Origin of the sequence: Pseudoalteromonas sp. CR1, from assembly GCF_019392235.1 — a bacterium.
Lineage (GTDB): Bacteria > Pseudomonadota > Gammaproteobacteria > Enterobacterales > Alteromonadaceae > Pseudoalteromonas.
This window is the reverse complement of sequence record NZ_JAHXRM010000016.1, coordinates 49,204-72,287: the sequence shown is the minus strand read 5'-3', so window position 1 is coordinate 72,287 and position 23,084 is coordinate 49,204. Positions and strand designations below refer to the sequence as shown.

Sequence of the window (23,084 nt, the reverse complement as noted above, 5' to 3'; positions counted from 1 at the left end):
CACCTAACTATAAAATAAAAGAAAGCCCAATACCTGAGGCAAATAGAGCGCAAAAGGCAAAGCAATAGATTAAAATGGATGACGATTTTTCAGGCTTATTCGTTGTCGCAACAAAGTCGGTAGGTAATGACTCTTGTGCAGATTGTTTTACTATATCGGCATTTACAACGAGTTGCTGCTTAGAGAACGTTCCCACTAAAGCACGTTCACATACTAAATTCATTAACCGTGGTACACCGCCTGTCATTTTATGAACCATCTGCATTGCGTCCATTGAAAATAAACCTTTGTCACACCCCGCAATGTGTAACCGGTGCTTGATATACGCGACTGTTTGGCCTTGTGTTAAAGGTAATAAGTGATAACGTGCTGTGATCCTCTGAGCAAGCTGTCTCAATTCATTACGCTTTAGTAAATCTTGAAGTTCAGGCTGACCCACTAGCACGATTTGCAACAGTTTTTTATGGTCGGTTTCTATATTAGTTAATAAACGAAGTTGCTCTAGCACATTGGGGGCAAGTAGCTGCGCCTCGTCAATAATTAAAATAGTATGGCCACCCGCTTTGTTATTACTCTCTAAATGCTTTTTTATTATGTCTGTTAAACTTTTAAGTGTCGCATTTTGTGCGTCATAACTAATCTTCAATTCATCACAAATACTAGCTAACAGCTCTAGTTCTGATAGCGCAGGATTATGAATCATCGCTACTTGTGTATTTTCAGGTAATTGCTCTAGCATGCTGCGGGTGATTGTTGTTTTCCCGGTGCCTACTTCACCCGTCAGTAATACAAAACCACCATCTTCTCCCAATCCATAGGTTAAGTGTGCTAAGGCTTCTTTATGGCGCTCGCTTAAAAATAAATAATGAGGGTTAGGCGAAATCGAAAAAGGTTTTTCGTTAAGGCCAAAATAGCTTAAATACACCGCGATGTTCCTTCGAAATTAAATCACCGTCTATAATGGCAAAAAAACGCGCACAGTAACATCGTTGTGAGCGCTTTATTGTTGAAATAAAGTAAATTTATGTAAAAACAAAAAAAGCGCAGATTCGGAATTTACTTCCAATAACGGCGCTTTTTAATCAAACTTATTTAGTATTTATTTTTCGTAGCGAACGAGGCGCAAATAAACATCACTGGTTTTAGGGCGTAAACTATTTAGCCCACTGTCAAACTGATAAACCCAGGCCGAACTCATACTACTAACACCCGATGTGCTAGACCAATAGTTTTGAGATTTAGTGCCTAAAAAAACAACCTCATTTATACTTGGCTCTGTACAACTGTGCTCTAGAATACTGGCTAGCTCTTTAATATTAGGCACCTGCCAATCATCATAGTTTGCAGTTGTATCGTTAGTCGCTCCTCGTAAAGCTTCCTGCCACGTCACTGCAGGTGTGGATCCTTCACACTGAAGTGTTTCTGTATTATAGGTTTGAGAATAACTACAACGCTGCCACATTAAGCCGGTTTCAGTGTCAGATACTGTCCCATCGGTATTAACAGTAAACCTATCAGTTGGGGTTGTTGTGTCGGCACCGCCGTAACATGTTTGCGCCGCCACATTAAAACTAAAGCCAAAAACTATAAACGTATTTAATAATTTTAATTTCATAACACTCTCCTATCGGCTTCTGACTAAACGAACATACGCGTTGTTCTCTTTTGGATAGGCAAGATCATTACCGTTACTCATATCAATAATATAAGCCTGCGATAAACTGGTGCCATCCGCAGCAGTTTGAGATGTCCAATAAGGTAAATTAACATTATCAATAGCACCCGCTTCTGGCATATTTGGGAAAAAAGCCGTGTCAATTAATACGCTTTGCCCTTGCTTACCATAATCAATTAAACCAAGAAGCTCTGTATAAGTAGGGACTCGCCAATTTGTTCCCCCACAAAAATCGATGGCATTAACTGCATTTACATAGGTTTGTAGGCCACAACTTGTGTCGTTAGGGCATGTTGTATTTGCTGTACTATCTGCATCGGTAGTTGTGTCGCCAATGTCCCAATAATAGCTGTTTTGCGCATCCCGTAACGTTGTATTTGGTAAAGTACCAGAGGAAGGGGATTTAACTTCCCAAACAAGCCCAGTTACATTGTCACGAATACAGCTAAATACTTCACTGGAGTCATCAACCTCGTCGGCAAACTGATTAAGCTTGGTATAATCAAATGCGAGATTCCCTATGCCTGCTTTATCTATGCGGTTAGCAAAGCTGTCACGACCGAGTTCTGCATCCTGCTCAGGAAAATCATCACTGTCGCAATTTATACGCTGCGTATTGTTGTAGCATTCTCCCATACCACTGTCGTTTATCAGGCCAAGCGCTTTTGGCGTTATATCAATAAACACCGTATCGGTATCGGTGCGTCCTTTCGAATCGGTAACGGTTACTTCAAAGCTAAGCGTAGTGTTGGTGTCTACATCGGAGGCAAAAAAGGTAGATACACACTGTTGGCTATCGCTCAGTGTTTCGGCATTCCCGGTTAATTGTTGCCAATCGCACTGATATGTATCCGAGACTGTTTCGCTATTGCTTGCGTCTAGTGTTACCTGGTCAAATTCTTCAACATTTTGATCATCCCCTGCATTTGCGGCAACTAATTCATTGGTTTTATTAAGGCTCATTGTGAATTGAGTACTGGCTTCACCACCCTCATCGTCAGTAACTGTTAAGCGCCAAAGTAATGTTGTGTTTGCTTCTAACAAAGGATGAGTAAAGCTTAATGTCGAATCATGAAAGCCAGAAATATCTAAGTCAGGGCCTGATATAAGTTCCCAAAAATAGCCATTTACTATTCCATTTTCATCAGGATCACTTGAGTCTAGAGCACTTAATATAATGGTATCTTGGTATACAGAAGGAAGCGTAGCTGGCGCTGTTTGGGTTATTACAGCTAGAGGCAGTTGATTGTTAGAACTAACCGAAATTAAAACGTCGTCACTTACTGCGCTATTGCCAGTGCTTTGATAACTGACCCTTAATACAATTTCGCTATCTGCTTTTACATCAGGTGCAGTCAGTGTTTGCTCAGCGCCTTCAAGTGGAAAACCATCTATACTTGGTCCGCTAACTTGTTGCCAAGTAAAAGTTCCATCCGCTGGAGAGCCTTGTGCAGTGATTGTAAAATCAATTTTTTCAATAACTTGTATATCTGAACCCGCATTCACTGAGGCTTCAATATTTGTGGTGCTGTCACTACCGCCACCACCGCCGCAGGCCGTGATAAAAATGCAGGAAAAAAGAGGGATTAACGCTAACGCTTTCATTCGTAGCACCTTGTGTCAAATAATTACTATAACGCAATCGTAAGCAATAAAGGTGCCACTAAGCTTTACATATAAGCATCTTGATGAATACGAACAAACAATTTAGTGCCAATTTTACTGTAATCAACTTTATATTCACGCCCATCTAACGACTGAATAAAAAGTAACTGCTTTTCTTCACCAAATACTTCGGCACTACTTATATATACCATTTCTAGGTAACGGTCTTTTGCATCGCGTCTATTTTTTGGTAACTCTTCTTTAAAGGGCTCTAAGCCGTTTTGAGTTACTTTAATTCGTGGGTGTATGTCAGAGTTAACAACCACTAAATCAAGTTTTTTGTCTTTATGTATTATGGTATTTCGACCACTTTTTAAAAAGGCTCTTTCTTGGCTCATTGTCTTTTCCTACAACCGCAGTTTAATCTTTAAGCTGCGACGCTATAAACTGATGTGGCTCGCGCTTCCATTTATTTAAATTAGCGCTAAAAGCCCAAATATCGGTGTCTAGTACACTGGCAGGTAGTAATAAATCATACCCCGTTAGCAACTTAAGGTGCTTGGTTCTGTTTGCAAACATAGCTATTAAACCATTATAGCTAATTCCGCGCGCAGATCGATGCTGTGTATCTTCTACTAACCATTCTGATGGGCAATTGCCATTTTTGCAATGATTTTGAACAACCTGCATAAAAAAATGTCGTTGTTCTATAAGTAATTTACCCGCAATTCTAGGGGTTATACTCATTAAAAACTCATCAATATCATTTAGTTTTAGCCCAACCGCGTTTAGCTCTAAATGCTTTAAGCCTTTTTCTACTTTTGGAACACCGCAAGAATGAAAGTTTTTATGAGATAGGCACCAACGGCCATATTTATGCCTATACTCTATAGCAGATTCGCTCAAAATTAAGCTGTAATAAGGTTCTTGAGTTTTTAAAAAACCCACAAAAATAGCCCCAAGGCAGGCACTGACTAAAAAAATTTCAACAATGCTAATAGTGCCTGATCTTAGTAAATTAAATGCCATAATAAAGACTAAACCAATAGCGCCCACAATGAGGATTTCAATTCCATTTCGTGAACCTTGCGCACGGTATTTAATGCGTTTTTTAGTGTGTTTATCCATACTGATAAAAAACCATATAAAATATAAACATAATAATAGCCCATAAAATTACTTTTCTGGCTGTCATGCAGGCCTTACAAGATGTTTTAAAATTCATATATTTATCGCTTTAATTAAACAAAAACCGGTACACACCTTTAATATTACTTACTTTTACGCCTAACGCACAAAATTATGAGACACATAACAGACTTTATCCGGTCTTATTTCGTACAATACTTATAATTAATTTTCAGGTATGAAAACGATGTACTCTAGACAATCAGGTAAAGCTCTTTTTCCATTCATTATTACACTACTTTTAATATTTAGTGTTTACTTATATTTACCCTCAAGCCATGGCGAACAGGCTAATTTCTCTAACTTGTCTACACAGGTTTCTGCACATACAGTAACTTCGCAAGAAAACGCTGTAATGATAGAAGCAATTGGTAGCGCACGCGCAAATCAAGCTATTTACATTAAAAGCGCACAAAACGACTATGTTACCGACATATTTTTTAAAGATGGTGATTTAGTGAGTAAGGGCCAAAAACTTGTGCAATTGCAAAGCAGACAAGAAGAGTTAGCCGTTGAAGAACTCAGCATTAATTTACAAGAAGAAAAGCGTCAGCTTAACCGCCTTACAGAACTTTCACGTACACAGTCTACAGCTAAATCGTTGCTCGAAGAGCAATTATCTGTCGTAGACGCGACCAAGTCACAATTAGAAAGTGCTAAAACAACGTTAAGCGAAATGACCATTCGTGCACCTTTTTCTGGCTTATTAGGAAAACGCGAAATATCTACAGGCGCTTATGTTAATAATGCAACCATACTCACCACCCTTGATGATATTAGTATTATAAAAGTAGACTTTAAAGTCCCTGAAAAATATTTAGCGCAACTGGCCATTGGCATGAAAGTATTAACGCAAAATGACGCTTACCCTGGCCAAACATTTACAGGCAAAGTCACTCATATTAGCTCACGTATTGACGCCGTTACACGCAGCATTGAAGTAACCGCTAGTTTTGCCAACAAATCTGGCTTATTACGTCCAGGCATGCTGCTAAATACCGCACTTGAGTTAAGTACAAGCCAAGCACTTATGGTGCCAGAAAAGGCCGTTATACCACTGCAAGATAAACACTACGTGTTTAAAATTACAGATGGCGTAGCAAATAAAATAGAAGTACACGTTGCAAGCAGAAATAACGGTTGGGTAGCTATTGATGAGGGCTTAACTGATGGCCAGCAAATTATTACTGAAGGGCTGATTAAAATTCGCTCGGGCAGTAAAGTTAGCGTTAAGGGGTAATACGTGAAAATTACCGACACTAGCGTTAAACGCCCCGTTTTTGCGATTGTAATTAACTTATTGCTACTAACCTTTGGTTTAGTGGCATTTAGCATGTTACCGCTTCGCGAATACCCCGATATAGAGACACCGATTGTAAATATTAGCACCACATATACCGGGGCATCAGCGGAGATAATCGAAACTAAAATAACCCAAGTTATCGAAAACCGAATATCCGGTATTGAAGGTATTAAAAGTATAAACTCATCAAGCCGTAATGGCCGCTCAAACATTACTATTGAGTTTAATATAAGTCGCGATATAGATGCGGCATCTAACGATGTACGTGAACGTGTTGCAAGAGCACTCGACAGTCTCCCAGAACAAGTACGTCCGCCTGAGGTATCTAAGTCAAACAGTGATGAAAGCCCTATTGCTTGGTTTGTACTAAATAGCGAAACCATGGACTCGTTGCAACTTTCTGATTATGCGCAGCGCTTTATAGTTGATCGCTTAGCAGTTGTAGATGGGGTATCTAATGTTCGAATTGGCGGAGAGCGCCAATACGCGATGAAAATTTGGCTCAACCGCCAAGCCATGGCTGCACGCGGAATTACCTCAAGCGATATAGAAAACACCCTGCGCACAGAAAATGTTGAACTACCCGCAGGTGAAATTGAATCAATTGATCGCGACTTTACCGTTCGCACAGCCCGAAGCTACAAAGATCAGCGCGACTTTAAAAATTTAGTTATTAAACGCGGAGAAGACGGCTATTTAGTTCGCCTTGGCGAAGTAGCCGACGTTCAACTAGAGGCCGCCGACGACGAAAGTTTATTCCGTGGTAACGGCCGCAACATGATTGGCTTGGGTATTGTAAAACAAGCCAAGGCAAATACTTTAAACGTGGTAGATAACGCACGGAGTGAGCTTGAAAAAATCAAACGTAACCTACCAGAAGGCACAACAATTCAAGACAGTTACGACTCGTCTGTATTCATTAAAGAGTCGATTAGCGAAGTATACAGTACGCTTGCCATTTCTATGGGGTTAGTTGTTTTAGTTATATTTTTGTTTTTAGGCAATATTCGTGCAACGCTTATTCCTGCGGTTACCGTACCCGTAGCCTTGGTAGGCAGCTTTATGTTTTTGCTCGCTATGGGGTATTCAATCAACTTATTAACCCTACTTGCGTTAGTACTTGCCATTGGCTTGGTTGTTGATGACGCCATAGTAATGCTTGAAAACATTCACCGCCGCATAGAGCTTGGCGAGCCACCATTACTTGCAGCGTACAGAGGCGCACGAGAAGTAGGTTTTGCAATTGTAGCAACAACATTGGTGCTTATTTCGGTGTTTGTTCCTTTAATATTTATGGATGGCCGAATAGGCGCGTTATTCACCGAATTTGCAATGGCTGTCAGCGCGGCGGTATTTTTCTCAAGTGTTACCGCGCTTACCCTTGCACCAGCATTGTGTTCAAAAGTTCTAAAAAGTGCCGACAAACCTAATAAATTTAGCCAATGGATGGACCGCCAGTTTACTAAATTAGAGCGCAGTTACCGTAATTCACTTTCAACCAATATGACAAAAAAGTGGGGCTTGTTAGTCAGCTTAGTATTAGCGGGTTTTGTGAGTTATTCATTATTACTGCAAGTACCTTCAGAGCTAACACCTAAAGAAGACCGCGGCACCTTTTTTATTATGATGAGCGGGCCTGAAGGGGCTAGCTACGAAAACAATGCTGCCAATATGGCAAAAATTGAAGAGCGCCTTATGCCTTACTCTGAGTCTGGCGAGCTAAGTCGCGTGCTTGTTCGTGTTCCAGGCTGGGGCGGTAGCGGCGGTGTTGCTATTGTTGGTATGGCTGATTGGGACAAACGCAAGCGCTCTACGTGGGAAGTGATGGATGAAATTAGCGGCAAAATGCGCGAAGTTACCGATGTACGTGCGTTTGCTATTATGCGCCGAGGCATTGGCGGCGGCGGTTCATCTCGCCCTATTGAATTTGTTCTGCAAGGTAATGATTATGCTCAACTTGCCGATTGGCGTGACCGCATTATTAAACGTGCTGAACAAAACCCGGGCCTTGTCAGAATCGATCACGATTACAAAGAAACATTCCCACAGTTTTTAGTCAGCATCGATAAAAATAAAGCAGCTGATTTAGGGGTGTCTGTGTCTGATGTTGGCCGTACACTCGAAACAATGCTGGGTCAGCGTCGTGTAACAACCTTTATAGATAGAGGTGAAGAATACGATGTGATTTTGAAAGGTACAAAAGAAGACTTTAACAACCCAACCGATATTTCAAACATATACCTTAAATCACGCAGCGGTGAGCTTGTTCCGCTAGACAGCCTAATAAGCTTAAAAGAAGAGGCTACAGCCTCGCGTTTAAACCGATACAACCGTATGCGTTCAATAACATTGAGCGCAAATTTAGCCGATGGTTACACACTTGAACAAGCACTTAACTTTTTAAATGAAGTAGCCGCGCAAGAAAACGACATTGATGGTGCCGTTGACTACAAAGGGGAATCTCAGCTTTATTACGAAGGCGCATCAGCAATGACCTACGTATTTGTTTTAGCGCTAACAGTCACCTTTTTGGTACTGGCTGCGCAATTTGAAAGCTTTATGCACCCATTTGTAATTATGCTTACAGTACCGCTTGGTTTAATGGGCGCGATGTTTGGCCTTTGGTCTACAGGACTTACGCTTAATATTTACAGCCAAATTGGTATTGTAATGCTCATAGGGTTAAGCGCTAAAAACGGGATACTCATTGTTGAATTTACCAACCAATTACGCGACAAAGGTGTTGAGTTTAGCGAAGCAATATTACAAGCGGCTACACAACGTTTACGTCCAATAATAATGACATCATTAACTACGGTTATGAGCTCAGTGCCATTGGTATTAGCATCAGGCCCTGGTGCTGAAAGCCGTATGGTAATTGGTGTTGTGGTATTCACCGGTGTTATTGTTTCAACGCTACTTACCTTATTTGTTGTGCCAGCAGCGTATTATGCGCTTGCTCGCAACACACAGTCACCTGAGTATTTACAACAAAAACTTAATAAACAAGCAGCCGCAAAACCGCTTGAAGAGATCTAAGCAAGCTAACGCGTCGTAACCTTGTTACGACGCTAGGCTTTATGTTTTGCGTGACCTTTGTTTAATATTAGGAATAATTATGAGTTCAACAACGCAAGTAGCAACCTTTGGCGGTGGCTGTTTTTGGTGTATTGACGCAGCATTTAGGCGTGTAAATGGCGTGTCGGATGTAAGCTCGGGTTATACCGGTGGCAATACTGACAATCCAACATACAAATCAGTATGCAGTGGTACAACGGGCCATGCCGAAGTAGTAAAAGTTGAATTTGATAGCACCATTGTAAGCTTTGAAACCTTGCTCGCTATGTTTTTTACTTTGCACGATGCTACGCAGTTAAATCGCCAAGGTAACGATATTGGCACACAATACCGCAGTGTTGTTTATTACCATAATGACGAACAACTTGCGCTTACTAATACTATGATTGAACAGTTACAAACTCATGTTAGTGAGCCAATTGTAACCGAAGTAAGCCCGGTAACAACTTACTATCCTGCTGAGCACTATCATCAAGATTACTACAACGAAAACCCGCAACAGGGCTATTGCAGTATGTTAATCGCGCCAAAATTACACAAGTTTGAAACCGTATTTAAAGAGTTTTTAGCTGAGTAAAAATACAAAAAAGCCCGGCAAAACCGGGCTTTCTGTTTAGATTATTTAAAACTGGTAATCTATACCAGCAAAAAAGCGGCGCTCTGGCGTGTTGTAGTAATACACCTGCCCTGTTGTAAAATCAGCGTTAGAATCGACTGCGTTGTACTCTTTATCAAATAAGTTTTCAATACGAAGTGATACCGTAACCTCATCGTTTACTTGGTAATTGCTCGCTAAATTCCAAAGCGTATAAGACCCTAATTGTGAAACAGCCCCTGCTCGCTCACCGCGATATTGCATTGCTAGGCTTGTATCAAATGCACCAAACTGTTTTGCAAGCTCCCAATTAAGCGTTCGCTTAGCAACGTTTCTAAGCGCTTCGCCAGTTTCTTTATCTTCTGCACTTAAGTAAGCAAAATTCACATTACTATCAAAGCCAAAAATTTGATTAATCAGGCTAAACTCTACACCTTCATATTGAGCCTCATTAATATTGGTGAGTGCAAAATTAGTATCGTAAGCAATTTTATCTTCAATTTCATTTCTAAAAATAGCGACATCAATACGTGCAGTTTCAAAGTCAATGTTTAAGCCAAGCTCGCGATTTACTGACGTTTCGGGTTGAAGGTTAGCATTGCCGTAAAGTGGAAAATATAAATCATTAAAAGTAGGCGCTTTAAAGCCCGTGCTTTGGCTTATTCTAAATGTAGCGTTTTCGGATAAGTGATAACCTGCCGCCGCGGTATACGTTGTTTCATTACCAAATTGCTCATCGTCATCTTGACGAACGGTTAAATTAGCAAGCAACTCATCCGCATCGTAATATGCGCCAACAAATACCGCTAATACATCGCGCTCTTGCACTTCAAACGTGGTGGAGCTTTGTGACACGTCATCGTTGTACCAATTAATACCACCACTAATGTTTAACGTGTCGTTTAAGCGATATTGGCCGTTGTAATCAATTTGTGAGCGCTTAGTAATAAAAGTACTTGTTGTTGGCCCTTGAGAAAAATCAACATAACGGTTGTCTGAATCATCCGTTGCAAATGCAATATCAATGCTGTGTGTTTGATTGTTATAGTCTTTATTCCAACCAGCCGAAAGCTGGTAATTTTTAAAATCACCTCGCTCAATCGTACTATCGGCAGGACTAAAGCGGCTGTCGTAATCAGCAAAGCCTTCACTGTATTGCCCTAGTAACTTAAAGTCGCCGTAGTGCGCATCGGTATAATTTACTTTAAAGCCAAGGTTTTTGTTTTCAAAGCCGTCTTCATCGGGGGCAACACCTTGCAGTACATCAAAGTTATCTGTTTTTTCAAACCCAGCATTAAAAGCCGTTGTCAGCTCACCTGTTTTTATAGAGCCAGCAAGCTGGTAGTCTTGATATGAATCAGACCCAAACGTAGCACTAACAGAAAGGTTATCTGACTCGCGCGTTATAATATTAATAACCCCCGCTAGCGCATCAGAGCCATACACTGCTGCACGTGAACCTTTTATTATTTCAATGCGCTCAATACTGTTTAATGGCACATTGCTTAATGCTTTTTGACCAAGCGTTGCCGAACCGGTGCGTACACCGTCTATTAAAATTAGCGTATCACCTGACCCCGTACCGCGCAGTGAAACACCGGCATTTTGACCAAAACCGCCGTTAGGGTTAACCTGAAAGCCAACTTGAGAGGTTAATAGCGTTGGTAAGTCGCGAACATTACTGGCTTCTATATCATCACGAGTTATAACATTTACGCTCGCTAATACATTAGTAATTGATTGTTCAAACTTATTAGCGGTTACCGTAATGGTTTCGATTGATTGCTCTGCAGCAGATACAGATAGTGACAGCGCAGCAGTAATTGCAACGCCAAGAGTTGTTTTATTTAACATGATGTTCCCCTTCTTTGCCCACCGCAAAGAACTAAGTAAGATTACATCAAGGCCGGTCTCCGGACTCAGTAAGTACATAGCTTTATGCATTACTTTACCGTTGCGGGGGCAGTGTTGGGATTGTAGTCATCATGAAAACGCACCAACTTCCCGATTATCTTATTAAAAAAATCAAACCATTGAAAAAATTAATAAGCACCTTGAAAATAGGCCGCTATTGTGAGGAGTTTAATAAAAAATGTCAATGGACGTCTATACAGCTAAAAAAGATTTAGCATATTTAAACGAATTTAAATAGCTCATAAAAAAGCCAAATAACTATCGCGGCTATTTGGCTTTTTACTTATAAAGCGCCCAAAAAGGCCTTTATAATTAATCGCGGAAGTTTTTAAACTGAAATGGCTGACCTAAATCGGCAGTACGCACCACTTGCATCGCAGCTTGTAAGTCATCACGCTTTTTACCCGTTACGCGCACTTCTTCGCCTTGAATAGCCGCTTGCACTTTTACTTTAGAATCTTTGATGGCTTTAACTATTTTTTTAGCCATATCTTTTTCAATACCTTGCTTAAGCGCAACGTTACGAAAAACATTTTTACCCGCACGGCTAATGTCTTGAAGCTCTAGGCTAGCTACATCCATACCACGCTTAGAAACTTTACCGGCTAAAATATCAAACAACTGCATAACCTGTGAATCAGCTTCAGCTTTAAGTTTAATTGTTTTGTCGTTTAGCTCAATAGATGCATCAACACCTCTAAAGTCAAAGCGAGTCTCAAGTTCACGGTTTGCGTTATCAACCGCATTTTGTGCTTCGTTCATTTCTACTTCAGATACAATATCAAATGAAGGCATTGGTTTTCTCCTAACTATTCAATCTTAATTTTTATGACGCAATTATAACGCTAAAACTATAAATCTTTACATTTTTCTGCATCTTGTTCAGGTGCGATACTCATTTAGTTTGATATACTCAAGTTTCTTTTTTAAGCGACTCTAGGATTTTACGTGACAAGGCGTGTTTACCAAGCAGTTTTTTTGCTCAGCATCGTGGCGTTTACTTTTTTATTTGCCAAAGAAATAAAAGGCGCAGCTAACCTATTTCCACACATTGATAAAGTAGCCCATTTTGGGATTTTTTTTGTGCTTGCCGTTATTATGGATAAAGCGTTTAAGCTTCCTTTATACGCACAAGTTTTATTATTAGCCGGTTACGGTGCATCAATTGAAATAATGCAAGATGCACTTCCCTATAGGCAAGCCTCTATTGGCGATTTTATAGCTGATTTTGCGGGTGCTGCTAGCTACTTTTTACTAAGAGTAATTTTTACTCCTCGCAAAAAGAATCCCTATGACTAACATTTTAATTATAGGTGATGGCGCTATAGGCCTATTAATGAGTCACTTTTTAAGTAAAGAAAATACGGTACATGTTTTAACACGCAAGCCAACCTGCAATACCCGTTTTTATAGCCGTAAAAATGCCCCGTCACATAAAATTAATGCACGCTTTATTAATTTAGGTGAACTGGCGCAGCAACCTAGTTATGATATTGTTATTTTTACGGTTAAAGCTTTTCAGGTTCAAGACGCGTTTGCACAAGTAAAACCTTATCTTGCTGCAAATTCAATATTAGTAATTTCTCATAATGGGATGGGAAATATTGAAGAGCTAATGCCTCAGTTACACACTCAGCAAGCACTTTACTTTTTAACCACCAGCATGGCCGGATTTAAGTCTAATCCGTACATTGTGCAACATACCGGTGAAGGGCAAAGCGTGATTGGTGGCTGTAACAACCTCGCAGTTAAAAACCCACAATGTATATCACCACTACTCCAAGCAATCCCAAACTTAAAAGTAGTTAATAACATTGAGCAGCTTCGCTTTGAAAAGCTACTGGTTAATGTGGCTATTAACCCGCTAACTGCGCTTCATAATATAAAAAATGGCCAATTACGCGCTCCTATATTTAGCGCAACTATAATGAGCTTGCTCTATGAGGGCTGCAGAGTTGCTAACGCGCAAGGGTTAAATATCGCTTTAGCTGATGCGTTAAATAATGCTTACACCGTAATGGCACTTACCGCTGAAAATTATTCGTCAATGCAACAAGATATTGCTAATAACAGACCAACAGAAATAATGGCCATTTGTGGGTATATTAGCGAGCAAGGCAAACGCTACAACATTAATACCCCTACAAATAATGAGCTACTTGCTAAAATTCAGGCAAAAAAAAGCGTGGTATAAACCACGCTTTCATAAACTATTAACCCGTAACTTACTAACTTATTTCTTAAGGGCGATACACTTTAACTGCTGTAAATCCTTGCTCGTGTAAAATAAGCGCTTGCAACTGGCTCATTACACCTCTATCGCAATACAGGTAATAGTCTTTATCTTTTGGTAGATCGCCAAATTTAGTAGCTAAGCGGAAAAACGGTAAGTGGATTACTTCAATACCTTCAATTTCAAGCGGCGCGGCGTCTTCTTCTTCTGGTGAACGAATATCAACAACCACAGAGCCAGGCGGTAAATCGGCAACCGATTCAGCCTCTTTTAGCTCTTGCTTGGCTTCTACGTCGATATCACGAACATCCATAACACGCGCATTATCTATAACGGTATCAAGTACATCAAAGTCGAACTTTTCTTCTTCGCCTTTAATCACGTCTATTTTTGCTTTTACCGTTGGCTTTTTAGATATAACACCACAGTATTCTGGCATAGTTTCAGCCATTTCAGCGGTACCAATTTGGCGCGCAATATTAATAATCTCTTGCTTATCGTGCTGAATAAGCGGGCGTAAAATAAGCGTTTCGGTTACGCGGTCAATAACACTTAAGTTAGCTAACGTTTGGCTAGACACCTGCCCAATACTCTCACCCGTTACAAGTGCTTGAATATTTAGCTTTTCAGCCACAGCGCTACCCGCACGCATCATCATACGTTTAAGGACAACGCCCATTTGGCTGTTTTCAACATTTTCTAAAATTTCGGCAACAACAGGTTCAAAGTCTACCGTTATAAATTTGACTTTGTGGGTAGAGCTGTACTTTTTCCATAAAAAGTAACTGGCTTGTTTAACGCCAATTTCATGGGCAGCACCACCTAAGTTGAAGAACAAAAAGTGCGTACGCGCACCTTTTCGTATCATTTGATAACTAGCAACACCGGAGTCAAACCCACCCGACATTAACGACAGCACATCTTCTTGAGTTGGCAAAGGAAAACCCGCCATACCTAAATGTGTTTGCGTAACAATATAGGCTTTATCGTCTTTGACTTCTAGGCGAATAGTCACTTCAGGGCGGCTAAGCTTTACGCGAGCACCTTCAACATGCTGATTTAAACCACCACCTACGTAACGCTCTAAATCGGTTGAGGTAAAGTCGTGTTGGCCTATACGTTTTGCACGTACGCAAAATGTTTTACCGGCGATTGTGTGGCCAATTAATTCAAAGGTTTTTTGATAAATTTCGTCCAAAGTACTAAATTCGACTTCGGTCACTTCAATAAATTGCACTATACCTGGAATGCGTTGCAAACCATCTATAAAGTCTAACCGAGTTTGCGCATCAGTTAATTTGGTAACAACTGAAATGTTATCCCAGTTGTTTCTTACTTGTACTTTTTCGTCAATACGACGCAATACAATTTTAATGTTATTTTCTAACACTTTAGTAAAGCGTTTACGAACCGAGCGGCTTTTGATAGCTATTTCGGGGTGTAGTTTGACGATAAATTTAAGCATAGTTCACTCTTAGACTGCGGGAATTCGCGCTCCCAGGCATTTGGCGCGCGATTATAGCAAAAATTTTAACGTCTAGGAAACAGCCAATAAATGAAGCGTTATGCTACTGCAGGTGCTTGCTGTGCAAGTGCCGTGTACTTTTCGCGAAGTTGGTTCATCTGTACGCTGCTTTTTTCTGTACTGTAAGCCCTAAATAAAGCCAATACTTTTAAAATACCATAATAAATATCTTGCTCAGCCAACGAACCACTGGGTCTTCGTGCTTTTATGTAAGGGGTCCAAAAGCTAACGGTTAATTTAAGTGTGTGTGCTAATTCGGTCACGTCTTGTTCGTCAATGGCGATCATGCCTTTATCTCGCAATCCCAAAATAACGTTACGAACTTGCTCTAGTAACTCAAGCTGAAAATCAATATACGCTTGTTTTAAGTCTGTATCTCTAGAGAGGATATCGCCAAGGTTGTCGTAAAAAAAGTGAAAACGCCACATAAGTTCAAATAGCGAGTCGAGATAAGCAGTTAAATGACTAAATGCATCGTCGTCTTTATCAATAGGCTTAAAATGTGTACTTAAATGATCACGGTAAAGCGCAAAAATATGGCGAATAATGTCTTCTTTATTTTTAAAATGATAATAAAGATTACCCGGGCTCATCCCTAAGCTCGATGCAATATGATTAGTTGTTATTGCACGCTCACCATTTTCATTAAACAACGAAATACTGGTGTGTATTATTTTTTCCTTGGTATTCATATGCTAATACTCAAATAGTCTACTGGCTACATTACACTCAAATTTGGATAGGCAGTATAAACAAAATTAACAATTAAAACACTCCCCTTACAACTAGATCATGTTGACCTTAATGGATTGAAAGTTATTCAACATAAAAGACGACTTAACCACAGCGCCAAGTTTGAAAGCAAAAAAGCGAGCTATAAATAACGTCATGCCTTTACGGCATATTCTCACCCTAAATAATCGCTAAAATAATACCCACTAGCTGCACCTGCTACTGGGCTGCTTTGTACTGTAAACACTGTTAAACTACGCTAAAATTATAATTTGTGAACCTTATGAACGTTACTGCAATTTACCCCGGCACTTTTGACCCACTCACTAATGGCCACACAGACCTTATACAGCGCGCTGCTAAAATGTTTGATACTGTTTTGGTTGCCGTTGCTAATAACCCAAGTAAACAGCCATGTTTTAACCTTGAAGAGCGTGTGGCGCTAGCAAACACAATATTAAGCCACCTAGATAACGTAAAAGTTATTGGTTTTTCTGGATTACTGGCCGATTTAGCACGTGATCACAATGCTCACGTACTTATTCGCGGTATAAGAGCAGTGTCTGACTTTGATTATGAATTTCAATTAGCAAACATGAATCGCCGCCTAAACCCCGATCTTGAAAGTGTATTTTTAACACCTGCTGAAAAAAATTCTTTTATTTCATCTACTTTAGTTAAAGAAGTAGCGCGTCATCAGGGTGATGTAAGCGAATTTGTAGACCCTATTATTGTAAAGGCACTTAAAGATAAAGTAGGCTGTAGTACTAATTAAGCCTAGTGAAATGCTTTACCAAAGCAAAAAATTTAGAGGTATGTAGCCTCTAGCGATACATTAACCACGTGTGGTTAGTTTTTTAGTTAACCACACCAGTTTTAATAAATCTTTATTTGTAACAATTACAACGGCCATTGTTATATCAACAAGCGGCATTACTGACCCGTAAACTCCCCATAGCCACCAATAACCGCAATATGGGTTTACTATAAAATCAACATGCATTGCCAAAAAAAGCGTTGCGTTAACAGATAACCCCCCTACCAAGTAGTAAAAGCTAACAGGGATCACTCTCCCTAGGCTGAAACGCCAAATAATAATAGCCGCGATAGTAACCGCATCAAAAATAAATAACTGTAAATGCCTAAGTGGTGTATACATATCTATGTATAAACATAAGGTGTAAGAAACCATCATAATGAATGACAGGTAAGTTCGGCTATTATCGGTTTTATTAATAGCCGCAGACAAGTTATATAAAAAAGTGAAAACAAATAGCCACGTTATAAAAATACCAAAAGGTTCAGATATTGAAACCATCATCCAAAAGTAATCTTCCAAAAAACTACTCATTGCATAGCTGCCGTTGTTTTACGACTCAACACACTATTTTTTAATTTAACCAAACCTAAAATATCTTTATTGATAATGAGTACTAAAGCCATGATTAATTCGTCAAAAGGCATCAATAGACAGTATACCCCCCATAACCACCAAAATTTGTAATTCTGATTGATTCCATTATCGATATGCATGGCCAAAAAAAGCGATGCGTTAATGCATAGCCCTAAAATTAAATAGTAAAAAGCAATGGGAGGTACTTTGACAAAGTAAAACCGCCAAATAAAAATAACGGCAATGGTAACTACATCAAAAGCTAACACCTGAAGATGAGCAGAGTATTGGCTTATATCTATATATAAACTCAAAATATAAGAAATCATCATAATTGATGAAAGTTGAGTTCGACTATTATCAGGTTTATTAATAGCCGCAGACAAATTGTATAAAAAGGTAAAAACAAATAGCCACGCAATAAAAATACCATAAAGCTCACCGATAGAGACCATAAACCAGAAGAAGTCTTCCAATCTATTCCCCATTACATAACTGCCGGTGTTTTACGATTTAGCACACTGTTTTCTAATTTAACCAAGCCTAAAATATCTTTATTAATAATTAGTACAACAGCCATTATGAAATCAACAATGAGTGTTGAAATACCGTAAACCATCCACAACCACCAATATCCACAATTTGGATTTATAATACTATCAATATGCATGGCCATAAAAAGCGATGCATTAATACACAGCCCTACAATTAAATAATAAAAGCCAATAGGGATAACTTTACCAAAGCACTTCCGCCAGATAAAAATAACGGCAATGGTGACAACATCAAAAACAAATAATTGAAGATAAGGCGCTGGTGTATAGGCGTCTATGTACAAACTCAACGTATAAGAAACCATCATAATGAATGACAGTTGAGTACGGCTATTATCAGGTTTATTAATCGCTGCAGACAGGTTATATAAAAAAGTAAAAACAAATAACCACGTAATAATTATACCTATGAGCTCACTTATTGCAGCGAGACTCCACATAAAGTCTACCAAACTACACTTTCCTTATTTCACCGGCTTTATTTTATGATTTAGTACAGTATTTTTTAATTTAACCAACCCTAAAATATCTTTATTAACAATAAGTACTACTGCCATTATGAAATCAACAATAAGTGTTGAAAAGCCATAAAACATCCACAACCACCAAAATTCGTAATTTAAGTTTACTATTATATCAATATGCATGGCCATAAAAAGCGATGCGTTAATACACAACCCCACAATTAAATAATAAAAACCAACAGGGATAGCTTTACCTAAGCAAAGCCGCCAAATAAAAATAACGGCAATAGTGACCACATCAAAGGCAAATAATTGTAGGTACAGTAATGATGTATACATGTCAATGTACAAACTCAACGTATAAGAAACCATCATAATGAATGACAGTTGAGTGCGGCTATTATCAGGTTTATTAATAGCCGCACTCAGGTTATATAAAAATGTAAAAACAAATAACCACGTAATAAGTATACCTAAAAGCTCGCTGATTTGAGCGAGACTCCAAAATAAGTCCTCCAAAAATCTACCCATTACCTAGCCACTGGTGTTTTACGATTCAACACAACATTTTTCAATTTAACCAACCCTAAAATATCTTTATTAACAATAAGTACTAAAGCCATTATGAAATCAACAATAGGTGCTGAAAAGCTATAAAGCATCCATAACCACCAAAATTCATGTGTTGGATTTACTATAGTATCGATATGCATGGCCATAAAAAGCGATGCGTTAATGCACAGCCCTACAATTAAATAATAAAAACCAACAGGGATAACTTTACCTAAGCACAGCTGCCAGAAAAAAATAACGGCAATTGTTACAACATCAAAAGCAAATAATTTTAGAAATAGGAATGATGTATACATGTCAATGTACAAACTCAACGTATAAGAAACCATCATAATGAATGACAGTTGAGTGCGGCTATTGTCACTTTTATTAATGGCCGCAGACAGGTTATATAAAAATGCAAAAACAAATAAACATGTAATAGGTATACCTAATAGATTGCTAATTGCAGCGAGACTCCAAAAAAAGTCTTCCAAACCCCCCCCCATTACCTAGCCACCGGTGCTTTTCGATTAAACACAACATTTTTCAATTTAACCAAACCCAAGAAGTCTTTTTTAATGAAGAAAACGGCAACCATGGCAAAGTCGTTAAAGTTAACTAGCCAAGAATAAACTATTGTAAAAAGCCAAGGCTCGTAGTTATTAAAAACCACGGTATCCAAATGCATTCCTAAAAATAAGATGGCATTCACTGAGAGCCCCACTAGTAAATAAACGAATATAAACCTCTCTCTAATAAATAAATTAAGTATTACAAGGGCAAAAATAGTGGCTATATCAAAATAAAAAAAATCGAGGTACAGTACTGTTTGAATATCTATAAAAAGGCTTGAGAGATATGAAACAGTCATCACTAGCGATAACCAAACACGCTTTTTGTCAGGCTTATTAATGCTAGAAACGAATGAGTACAAAAAAGCCATTAAAAAACCCCACTGCACCAATGCCCCAATATAAAAACTTACATCTGGACTTAATACTAGGTCATCTAACATGGCAATCGCTTACATAGTAAGAGCCGACAGTTCTGGCCGGTAAGTACATATTTAATTGGATGGGTTTGTATATGCTTAAAACCAAGTAGGACAAAAAAGACATTAAAAAATACCCCATTGTACTAATGCGCTAATGTACGAAGATAGTTGGAGCTGTATTTAAAGCTATTCATGATTTAGTTGTTTACCAAATTTAAGGAGTATGCTTTTATTTTTCAGTCTAAAGCTAAGACACACGTTCCTTAATATCTTTTAAAGCGTAGTAGTTGAAAATACTCATAGGAGGTATAGTAACCGCCCTTATATTTATGCTTTCACGTTTGTTCAGCGTAAAAATAAAAATGAATTTTAAGCTAGGGCACTTTTGAATTAGCACTGGGGTTTAAAAGTTTACCGATTTTATTTTTAAGTTTATGCAGCCCTAAAATATCTCTATCAACTATTAAAGCTACAATCATAGTAAAATCTATAAGATTCACAGTATAAATATATACCTCCCAAAACCACCAATACTGGGTATTTTCATAAATTTCGCTATCAACATGCATTAATAAAAATAAGATTGTGTTGATGCTTAAACCTAATACTAAATATAAAAATGATGAGGTGGTTTTTTTTACTATTTTGTAAACTAAAATAAGTGCAAAAATTGTAGCAATGTCATACAAGGCAAAATTTAAGTAAAGTGAGTTTTTAAGAGAAAGCCATGTAAGGAAATAATCTGATAAAGTGTATGAACACATCATTACAAAAGAGCTAAATAAAAGGGTGGTGCCTTTTTTTAAACCAATTGTATAAATAAACACATTAAAAAAAAAGGCCATTAAAAAACCCCACATAAAAAATGCGGAGAGAGAAAATAACCCAAATAAATCGTGTAAAAACATCTAACGCCTTAAATTATTACTTTGGTCTTGTGAAGCCAGGCTTCAAAATACCAGCACGGTTTAGGTCAGCACTTGCCGCACTTAAACCTTCTTGCGAGAAACTTACTGTATCAGATTGTAGGGTTTTAGTGCTAGTAGTTTGTTCAGCCGCAGGCTGTAATTGTTGTGTTTTGTTGTATGCTTGCATTTGCACTTGGCTATTAGCTGAAATTTGCATGTAATTGATCCTTATAAAAGTTTAAATTTAATTGGCGTAAAATTAAATCACACCATTGTGTAGGTATATGCACTACTCATGGTGGTAGTTGCTATTTATAACTACATAACTAATAGCAAGCTATGTACCAACTTTTATTTAAATTTTATTTTTAAGTAAATTACTAGGAATTGACACAATCAAAACACCTCCGACCAGATGTGCTAAGGCATAAAAAAACGCACAGGGGTAACCGTACGTTTTTTGTATCCAGGGAGTTTAAGCCACGAATTTACACGGGATCGCCGCTTTATTACTTGGCTTTAAAATATATTCCATTGCTACTTCGTCGCAGTTTTCTTTACGAAGGCACAATTCACAATCTTTCATTACTTTTTCAGGCAGGCTGTCTTTACTGCAAAAAGCAAAATCTTGTTTTTCAAAAAAGTCTGGCACGCGAGTAAGTACAATTACGCGATTAAGTGCCAATTTTTTGGCTTTTATTAGCAAATGGTCAACTAATTGCCGCCCTTGCCCAGTCACCGCACTTTGCGGGTCAATACCCAAAGAGCGTATCTCTGCAAGGCCTGTATCGTATATATACAGCGATGCACAACCCGACACTTTGCCGTCTATTTCGGTTACAGCAAATTCATTAATTGAATGCACCATATCACTTTTTGCACGCGGCAAATTTTCGCCGACGGTTGCCCAATGTTGAATAAGCTTTGCAATCGATTCAACGTCATCTAGGTTGGCATCACGAACCGTTATCTGCTGTTTTTTTTTGGCGGCTTTAATTGCGCTAGTGACTTGCTCAATAGAGGTACCGCCAATTGCTTGACGCGCCTTAATACAGGCGTCTATTTCAAGTACCGGATAAACGTCGTCTTCAAATACATCATTTACTGATTTATATTGCTCAAGTGAGAGCTCCTCAAGCGTTTTATCCTCACTTATTGCGAGCTGTACTAACACCCCCACAATATGATGGCCTTCTCTAAAAGGTACCCCTTTAGCCACTAAGTAATCAGCCAACTCGGTTGCATTTGCATGGCCACCTTTTGCCGCAGCCAATGTACGCTCACCTTTTACTTTTACGCCTTTAATACACGCTTGTGCCATATGAATACACGCAAGCCATGTTGGCATCGCATCAAAAATGCCTTCTTTGTCTTCTTGCATATCTTTATTGTATGCAAGTGGTAATGCTTTAAGAGTCATCATCATGGCGCTAAAAGCACCAAATACACGGCCTGTTTTACCACGAATAAGCTCAAGTGCATCTGGGTTCTTTTTTTGCGGCATTAAAGACGAGCCAGATGTTACATTATCAGCAAGTTCAATAAAGCCCGCTTCACCTGAGTTATAAAAAATTAAATCTTCAGACATACGTGATAAATGAATCATTGAAATTGAAGCGCAACTTAATAGCTCAACAACAAAGTCACGGTCAGATACACCATCAAGGCTGTTTTTAGTTGCACCTGTAAAGCCTAAGCCTTGTGCAAGTGTTTGGCGGTCAATTGGATAAGCAGTGCCAGCCAACGCGCCACTGCCTAGCGGACAATAGTTCATACGGGCTTTAGCGTCTTGCAAACGGCTTTCGTCGCGTTCTAGCATTTCAACATATGCCATACACCAGTGGCTAAATAATACAGGTTGTGCGCGTTGTAAATGAGTATAACCAGGTAAAATAGTCCCCAGTTCACGTTCGGCTAACGCAACAAATTCTGCTTTTAATTGCGCAATGGCTTTTAAAATATGATCGGCAGTATCACGGCACCATAATCTAAAGTCGGTGGCTACTTGGTCATTTCGACTTCGGCCTGTGTGTAACTTTTTAGCTAGATCACCCACTTTCTCAATTAGAGCCGCTTCAACATGTGAATGAATATCTTCAGCACCTGAGGTAGCTACAGCGGTTGGATCTGCTTTTACCTCTTCGAGTAACTCGTATAATGCCGATACTAACTCTTTGTGCTCATCGCTTGATAACACGTTAACTTGTTCAAGTGCGCCAGCCCATGCCACAGAGCCAATAATATCTTGCTCTGCTAATTGGTAGTCAAATGGAAGAGAGTCGTTAAATTGCTTAAACGCCTCGTCTGGACCCGTAGAAAAACGTCCGCCCCATAATGCCATGAAATATCTCCAAACCCTGTAATGCCC

24 protein-coding genes and 1 riboswitch are annotated in these 23,084 nt (G+C 39.0%); of the genes, 6 read left to right on the top strand and 18 right to left on the bottom strand.

Annotated features, from left to right (window positions below):
• Nucleotides 1-7: 7 nt before the first annotated feature.
• The 5 genes from KZZ04_RS14310 to KZZ04_RS14290 all read right to left on the bottom strand — a co-directional run bounded on the left by KZZ04_RS14310 (nucleotide 8) and on the right by KZZ04_RS14290 (nucleotide 4,408).
• Nucleotides 8-925 (bottom strand): ExeA family protein, encoded by a 918-nt coding sequence (locus KZZ04_RS14310; protein ID WP_058404971.1) that lies wholly within the window; start codon nucleotides 923-925, stop codon nucleotides 8-10.
• 174 nt (nucleotides 926-1,099) lie between these two features.
• Entirely contained in the window at nucleotides 1,100-1,615 is a 516-nt protein-coding gene (locus tag KZZ04_RS14305) for a DUF1566 domain-containing protein (protein ID WP_219423028.1), read from the bottom strand.
• 9 nt (nucleotides 1,616-1,624) lie between these two features.
• Nucleotides 1,625-3,280, bottom strand: a complete 1,656-nt coding sequence (locus KZZ04_RS14300; RefSeq protein ID WP_219423027.1) for a DUF1566 domain-containing protein — start codon at nucleotides 3,278-3,280, stop codon at nucleotides 1,625-1,627.
• A 65-nt stretch (nucleotides 3,281-3,345) separates the two neighbouring features.
• On the bottom strand, nucleotides 3,346-3,678 hold the full coding sequence (locus tag KZZ04_RS14295) for a hypothetical protein (RefSeq protein WP_010556974.1): 333 nt from the start codon (nucleotides 3,676-3,678) through the stop codon (nucleotides 3,346-3,348).
• 22 nt (nucleotides 3,679-3,700) lie between these two features.
• Nucleotides 3,701-4,408, bottom strand: coding sequence for a DUF2982 domain-containing protein (locus KZZ04_RS14290; protein ID WP_138527549.1), 708 nt, complete (start codon nucleotides 4,406-4,408; stop codon nucleotides 3,701-3,703).
• Between the two features lie 247 nt (nucleotides 4,409-4,655).
• Here KZZ04_RS14290 and KZZ04_RS14285 point away from each other — a divergent pair, with 247 nt between their 5' ends.
• The 3 genes from KZZ04_RS14285 (at nucleotide 4,656) to msrA (ending at nucleotide 9,426) form a co-directional block, all read left to right on the top strand.
• Nucleotides 4,656-5,708, top strand: a complete 1,053-nt coding sequence (locus KZZ04_RS14285) for an efflux RND transporter periplasmic adaptor subunit (RefSeq protein ID WP_219423026.1) — start codon at nucleotides 4,656-4,658, stop codon at nucleotides 5,706-5,708.
• A 3-nt stretch (nucleotides 5,709-5,711) separates the two neighbouring features.
• On the top strand, nucleotides 5,712-8,810 hold the full coding sequence (locus KZZ04_RS14280) for an efflux RND transporter permease subunit (RefSeq protein ID WP_219423025.1): 3,099 nt from the start codon (nucleotides 5,712-5,714) through the stop codon (nucleotides 8,808-8,810).
• A 79-nt stretch (nucleotides 8,811-8,889) separates the two neighbouring features.
• Nucleotides 8,890-9,426, top strand: coding sequence for a peptide-methionine (S)-S-oxide reductase MsrA (gene msrA / locus KZZ04_RS14275; protein WP_010556971.1), 537 nt, complete (start codon nucleotides 8,890-8,892; stop codon nucleotides 9,424-9,426).
• Between the two features lie 45 nt (nucleotides 9,427-9,471).
• On the opposite strand, the gene KZZ04_RS14270 is transcribed toward msrA, so the two are convergent.
• Both KZZ04_RS14270 and KZZ04_RS14265 read right to left on the bottom strand, forming a co-directional pair.
• Nucleotides 9,472-11,298, bottom strand: a complete 1,827-nt coding sequence (locus KZZ04_RS14270) for a TonB-dependent receptor (protein WP_219423024.1) — start codon at nucleotides 11,296-11,298, stop codon at nucleotides 9,472-9,474.
• 32 nt (nucleotides 11,299-11,330) lie between these two features.
• Nucleotides 11,331-11,494, bottom strand: a riboswitch (cobalamin riboswitch).
• Nucleotides 11,495-11,670: 176 nt separating this feature from the next.
• Nucleotides 11,671-12,153 carry a YajQ family cyclic di-GMP-binding protein gene (locus tag KZZ04_RS14265; RefSeq protein ID WP_219423023.1) on the bottom strand — a complete coding sequence of 161 codons (483 nt, stop codon included), beginning with the start codon at nucleotides 12,151-12,153 and terminating at the stop codon, nucleotides 11,671-11,673.
• 153 nt (nucleotides 12,154-12,306) lie between these two features.
• Here KZZ04_RS14265 and KZZ04_RS14260 point away from each other — a divergent pair, with 153 nt between their 5' ends.
• The gene (locus tag KZZ04_RS14260; protein ID WP_058404964.1) at nucleotides 12,307-12,657 is read left to right on the top strand and encodes a VanZ family protein; all 351 of its coding nucleotides are present in this window, start codon (nucleotides 12,307-12,309) and stop codon (nucleotides 12,655-12,657) included.
• On the top strand, nucleotides 12,650-13,552 hold the full coding sequence (locus KZZ04_RS14255; protein WP_219423022.1) for a ketopantoate reductase family protein: 903 nt from the start codon (nucleotides 12,650-12,652) through the stop codon (nucleotides 13,550-13,552). The genes KZZ04_RS14260 and KZZ04_RS14255 overlap by 8 nt, the downstream gene beginning before the upstream one ends.
• 46 nt (nucleotides 13,553-13,598) lie before the next feature.
• On the opposite strand, the gene thiI is transcribed toward KZZ04_RS14255, so the two are convergent.
• Both thiI and KZZ04_RS14245 read right to left on the bottom strand, forming a co-directional pair.
• The gene (gene thiI, locus KZZ04_RS14250; RefSeq protein ID WP_219423021.1) at nucleotides 13,599-15,056 is read right to left on the bottom strand and encodes a tRNA uracil 4-sulfurtransferase ThiI; all 1,458 of its coding nucleotides are present in this window, start codon (nucleotides 15,054-15,056) and stop codon (nucleotides 13,599-13,601) included.
• A 98-nt stretch (nucleotides 15,057-15,154) separates the two neighbouring features.
• The gene (locus KZZ04_RS14245) at nucleotides 15,155-15,808 is read right to left on the bottom strand and encodes a TetR/AcrR family transcriptional regulator (protein WP_006791540.1); all 654 of its coding nucleotides are present in this window, start codon (nucleotides 15,806-15,808) and stop codon (nucleotides 15,155-15,157) included.
• Nucleotides 15,809-16,131: 323 nt separating this feature from the next.
• Here KZZ04_RS14245 and coaD point away from each other — a divergent pair, with 323 nt between their 5' ends.
• Complete coding sequence (gene coaD / locus KZZ04_RS14240) at nucleotides 16,132-16,623, top strand: pantetheine-phosphate adenylyltransferase (protein ID WP_058404961.1); 492 nt, start codon at nucleotides 16,132-16,134, stop codon at nucleotides 16,621-16,623.
• 60 nt (nucleotides 16,624-16,683) lie between these two features.
• Here the strand turns inward: coaD and KZZ04_RS14235 are convergent, their stop codons facing one another.
• From KZZ04_RS14235 to argH, 9 genes are all read right to left on the bottom strand, one after another.
• Nucleotides 16,684-17,199 (bottom strand): hypothetical protein, encoded by a 516-nt coding sequence (locus tag KZZ04_RS14235; protein WP_219423020.1) that lies wholly within the window; start codon nucleotides 17,197-17,199, stop codon nucleotides 16,684-16,686.
• Entirely contained in the window at nucleotides 17,196-17,729 is a 534-nt protein-coding gene (locus KZZ04_RS14230) for a hypothetical protein (protein WP_219423019.1), read from the bottom strand. The genes KZZ04_RS14235 and KZZ04_RS14230 overlap by 4 nt, the downstream gene beginning before the upstream one ends.
• Nucleotides 17,729-18,235, bottom strand: a complete 507-nt coding sequence (locus KZZ04_RS14225; RefSeq protein ID WP_219423039.1) for a hypothetical protein — start codon at nucleotides 18,233-18,235, stop codon at nucleotides 17,729-17,731. The genes KZZ04_RS14230 and KZZ04_RS14225 overlap by 1 nt, the downstream gene beginning before the upstream one ends.
• Nucleotides 18,236-18,259: 24 nt before the next feature.
• Entirely contained in the window at nucleotides 18,260-18,790 is a 531-nt protein-coding gene (locus KZZ04_RS14220) for a hypothetical protein (RefSeq protein ID WP_219423018.1), read from the bottom strand.
• Nucleotides 18,790-19,320, bottom strand: a complete 531-nt coding sequence (locus KZZ04_RS14215; protein WP_219423017.1) for a hypothetical protein — start codon at nucleotides 19,318-19,320, stop codon at nucleotides 18,790-18,792. The genes KZZ04_RS14220 and KZZ04_RS14215 overlap by 1 nt, the downstream gene beginning before the upstream one ends.
• Nucleotides 19,320-19,829: a hypothetical protein gene (locus tag KZZ04_RS14210; protein WP_219423016.1), complete on the bottom strand. Its 510-nt coding sequence runs from the start codon at nucleotides 19,827-19,829 to the stop codon at nucleotides 19,320-19,322. The genes KZZ04_RS14215 and KZZ04_RS14210 overlap by 1 nt, the downstream gene beginning before the upstream one ends.
• A gap of 353 nt (nucleotides 19,830-20,182) precedes the next feature.
• Nucleotides 20,183-20,716, bottom strand: coding sequence for a hypothetical protein (locus tag KZZ04_RS14205; RefSeq protein ID WP_219423015.1), 534 nt, complete (start codon nucleotides 20,714-20,716; stop codon nucleotides 20,183-20,185).
• Nucleotides 20,717-20,732: 16 nt separating this feature from the next.
• On the bottom strand, nucleotides 20,733-20,933 hold the full coding sequence (locus KZZ04_RS14200) for a hypothetical protein (protein ID WP_219423014.1): 201 nt from the start codon (nucleotides 20,931-20,933) through the stop codon (nucleotides 20,733-20,735).
• Nucleotides 20,934-21,191: 258 nt separating this feature from the next.
• The gene (argH, locus tag KZZ04_RS14195) at nucleotides 21,192-23,057 is read right to left on the bottom strand and encodes an argininosuccinate lyase (protein WP_058404952.1); all 1,866 of its coding nucleotides are present in this window, start codon (nucleotides 23,055-23,057) and stop codon (nucleotides 21,192-21,194) included.
• Nucleotides 23,058-23,084 lie beyond the last annotated feature (27 nt).

Bases quoted from the DNA above. Each gene is read 5' to 3' on its own strand.
- KZZ04_RS14225 (WP_219423039.1), bottom strand. From the start codon at position 18,235: ATGTGGAGTCTCGCTGCAATAAGTGAGCTCATAGGTATAATTATTACG.
- KZZ04_RS14290 (WP_138527549.1), bottom strand. From the start codon at position 4,408: ATGGATAAACACACTAAAAAACGCATTAAATACCGTGCGCAAGGTTCA.
- KZZ04_RS14230 (WP_219423019.1), bottom strand. From the start codon at position 17,729: ATGGGGAATAGATTGGAAGACTTCTTCTGGTTTATGGTCTCTATCGGT.
- KZZ04_RS14220 (WP_219423018.1), bottom strand. From the start codon at position 18,790: ATGGGTAGATTTTTGGAGGACTTATTTTGGAGTCTCGCTCAAATCAGC.
- argH (WP_058404952.1), bottom strand. From the start codon at position 23,057: ATGGCATTATGGGGCGGACGTTTTTCTACGGGTCCAGACGAGGCGTTT.
- thiI (WP_219423021.1), bottom strand. From the start codon at position 15,056: ATGCTTAAATTTATCGTCAAACTACACCCCGAAATAGCTATCAAAAGC.
- KZZ04_RS14255 (WP_219423022.1), top strand. From the start codon at position 12,650: ATGACTAACATTTTAATTATAGGTGATGGCGCTATAGGCCTATTAATG.
- KZZ04_RS14270 (WP_219423024.1), bottom strand. From the start codon at position 11,298: ATGTTAAATAAAACAACTCTTGGCGTTGCAATTACTGCTGCGCTGTCA.
- KZZ04_RS14205 (WP_219423015.1), bottom strand. From the start codon at position 20,716: ATGTTTTTACACGATTTATTTGGGTTATTTTCTCTCTCCGCATTTTTT.
- KZZ04_RS14245 (WP_006791540.1), bottom strand. From the start codon at position 15,808: ATGAATACCAAGGAAAAAATAATACACACCAGTATTTCGTTGTTTAAT.
- coaD (WP_058404961.1), top strand. From the start codon at position 16,132: ATGAACGTTACTGCAATTTACCCCGGCACTTTTGACCCACTCACTAAT.
- KZZ04_RS14210 (WP_219423016.1), bottom strand. From the start codon at position 19,829: ATGTTAGATGACCTAGTATTAAGTCCAGATGTAAGTTTTTATATTGGG.
- KZZ04_RS14215 (WP_219423017.1), bottom strand. From the start codon at position 19,320: ATGGGGGGGGGTTTGGAAGACTTTTTTTGGAGTCTCGCTGCAATTAGC.
- KZZ04_RS14200 (WP_219423014.1), bottom strand. From the start codon at position 20,933: ATGCAAATTTCAGCTAATAGCCAAGTGCAAATGCAAGCATACAACAAA.
- msrA (WP_010556971.1), top strand. From the start codon at position 8,890: ATGAGTTCAACAACGCAAGTAGCAACCTTTGGCGGTGGCTGTTTTTGG.
- KZZ04_RS14305 (WP_219423028.1), bottom strand. From the start codon at position 1,615: ATGAAATTAAAATTATTAAATACGTTTATAGTTTTTGGCTTTAGTTTT.
- KZZ04_RS14235 (WP_219423020.1), bottom strand. From the start codon at position 17,199: ATGAGTAGTTTTTTGGAAGATTACTTTTGGATGATGGTTTCAATATCT.
- KZZ04_RS14285 (WP_219423026.1), top strand. From the start codon at position 4,656: ATGTACTCTAGACAATCAGGTAAAGCTCTTTTTCCATTCATTATTACA.
- KZZ04_RS14265 (WP_219423023.1), bottom strand. From the start codon at position 12,153: ATGCCTTCATTTGATATTGTATCTGAAGTAGAAATGAACGAAGCACAA.
- KZZ04_RS14295 (WP_010556974.1), bottom strand. From the start codon at position 3,678: ATGAGCCAAGAAAGAGCCTTTTTAAAAAGTGGTCGAAATACCATAATA.
- KZZ04_RS14300 (WP_219423027.1), bottom strand. From the start codon at position 3,280: ATGAAAGCGTTAGCGTTAATCCCTCTTTTTTCCTGCATTTTTATCACG.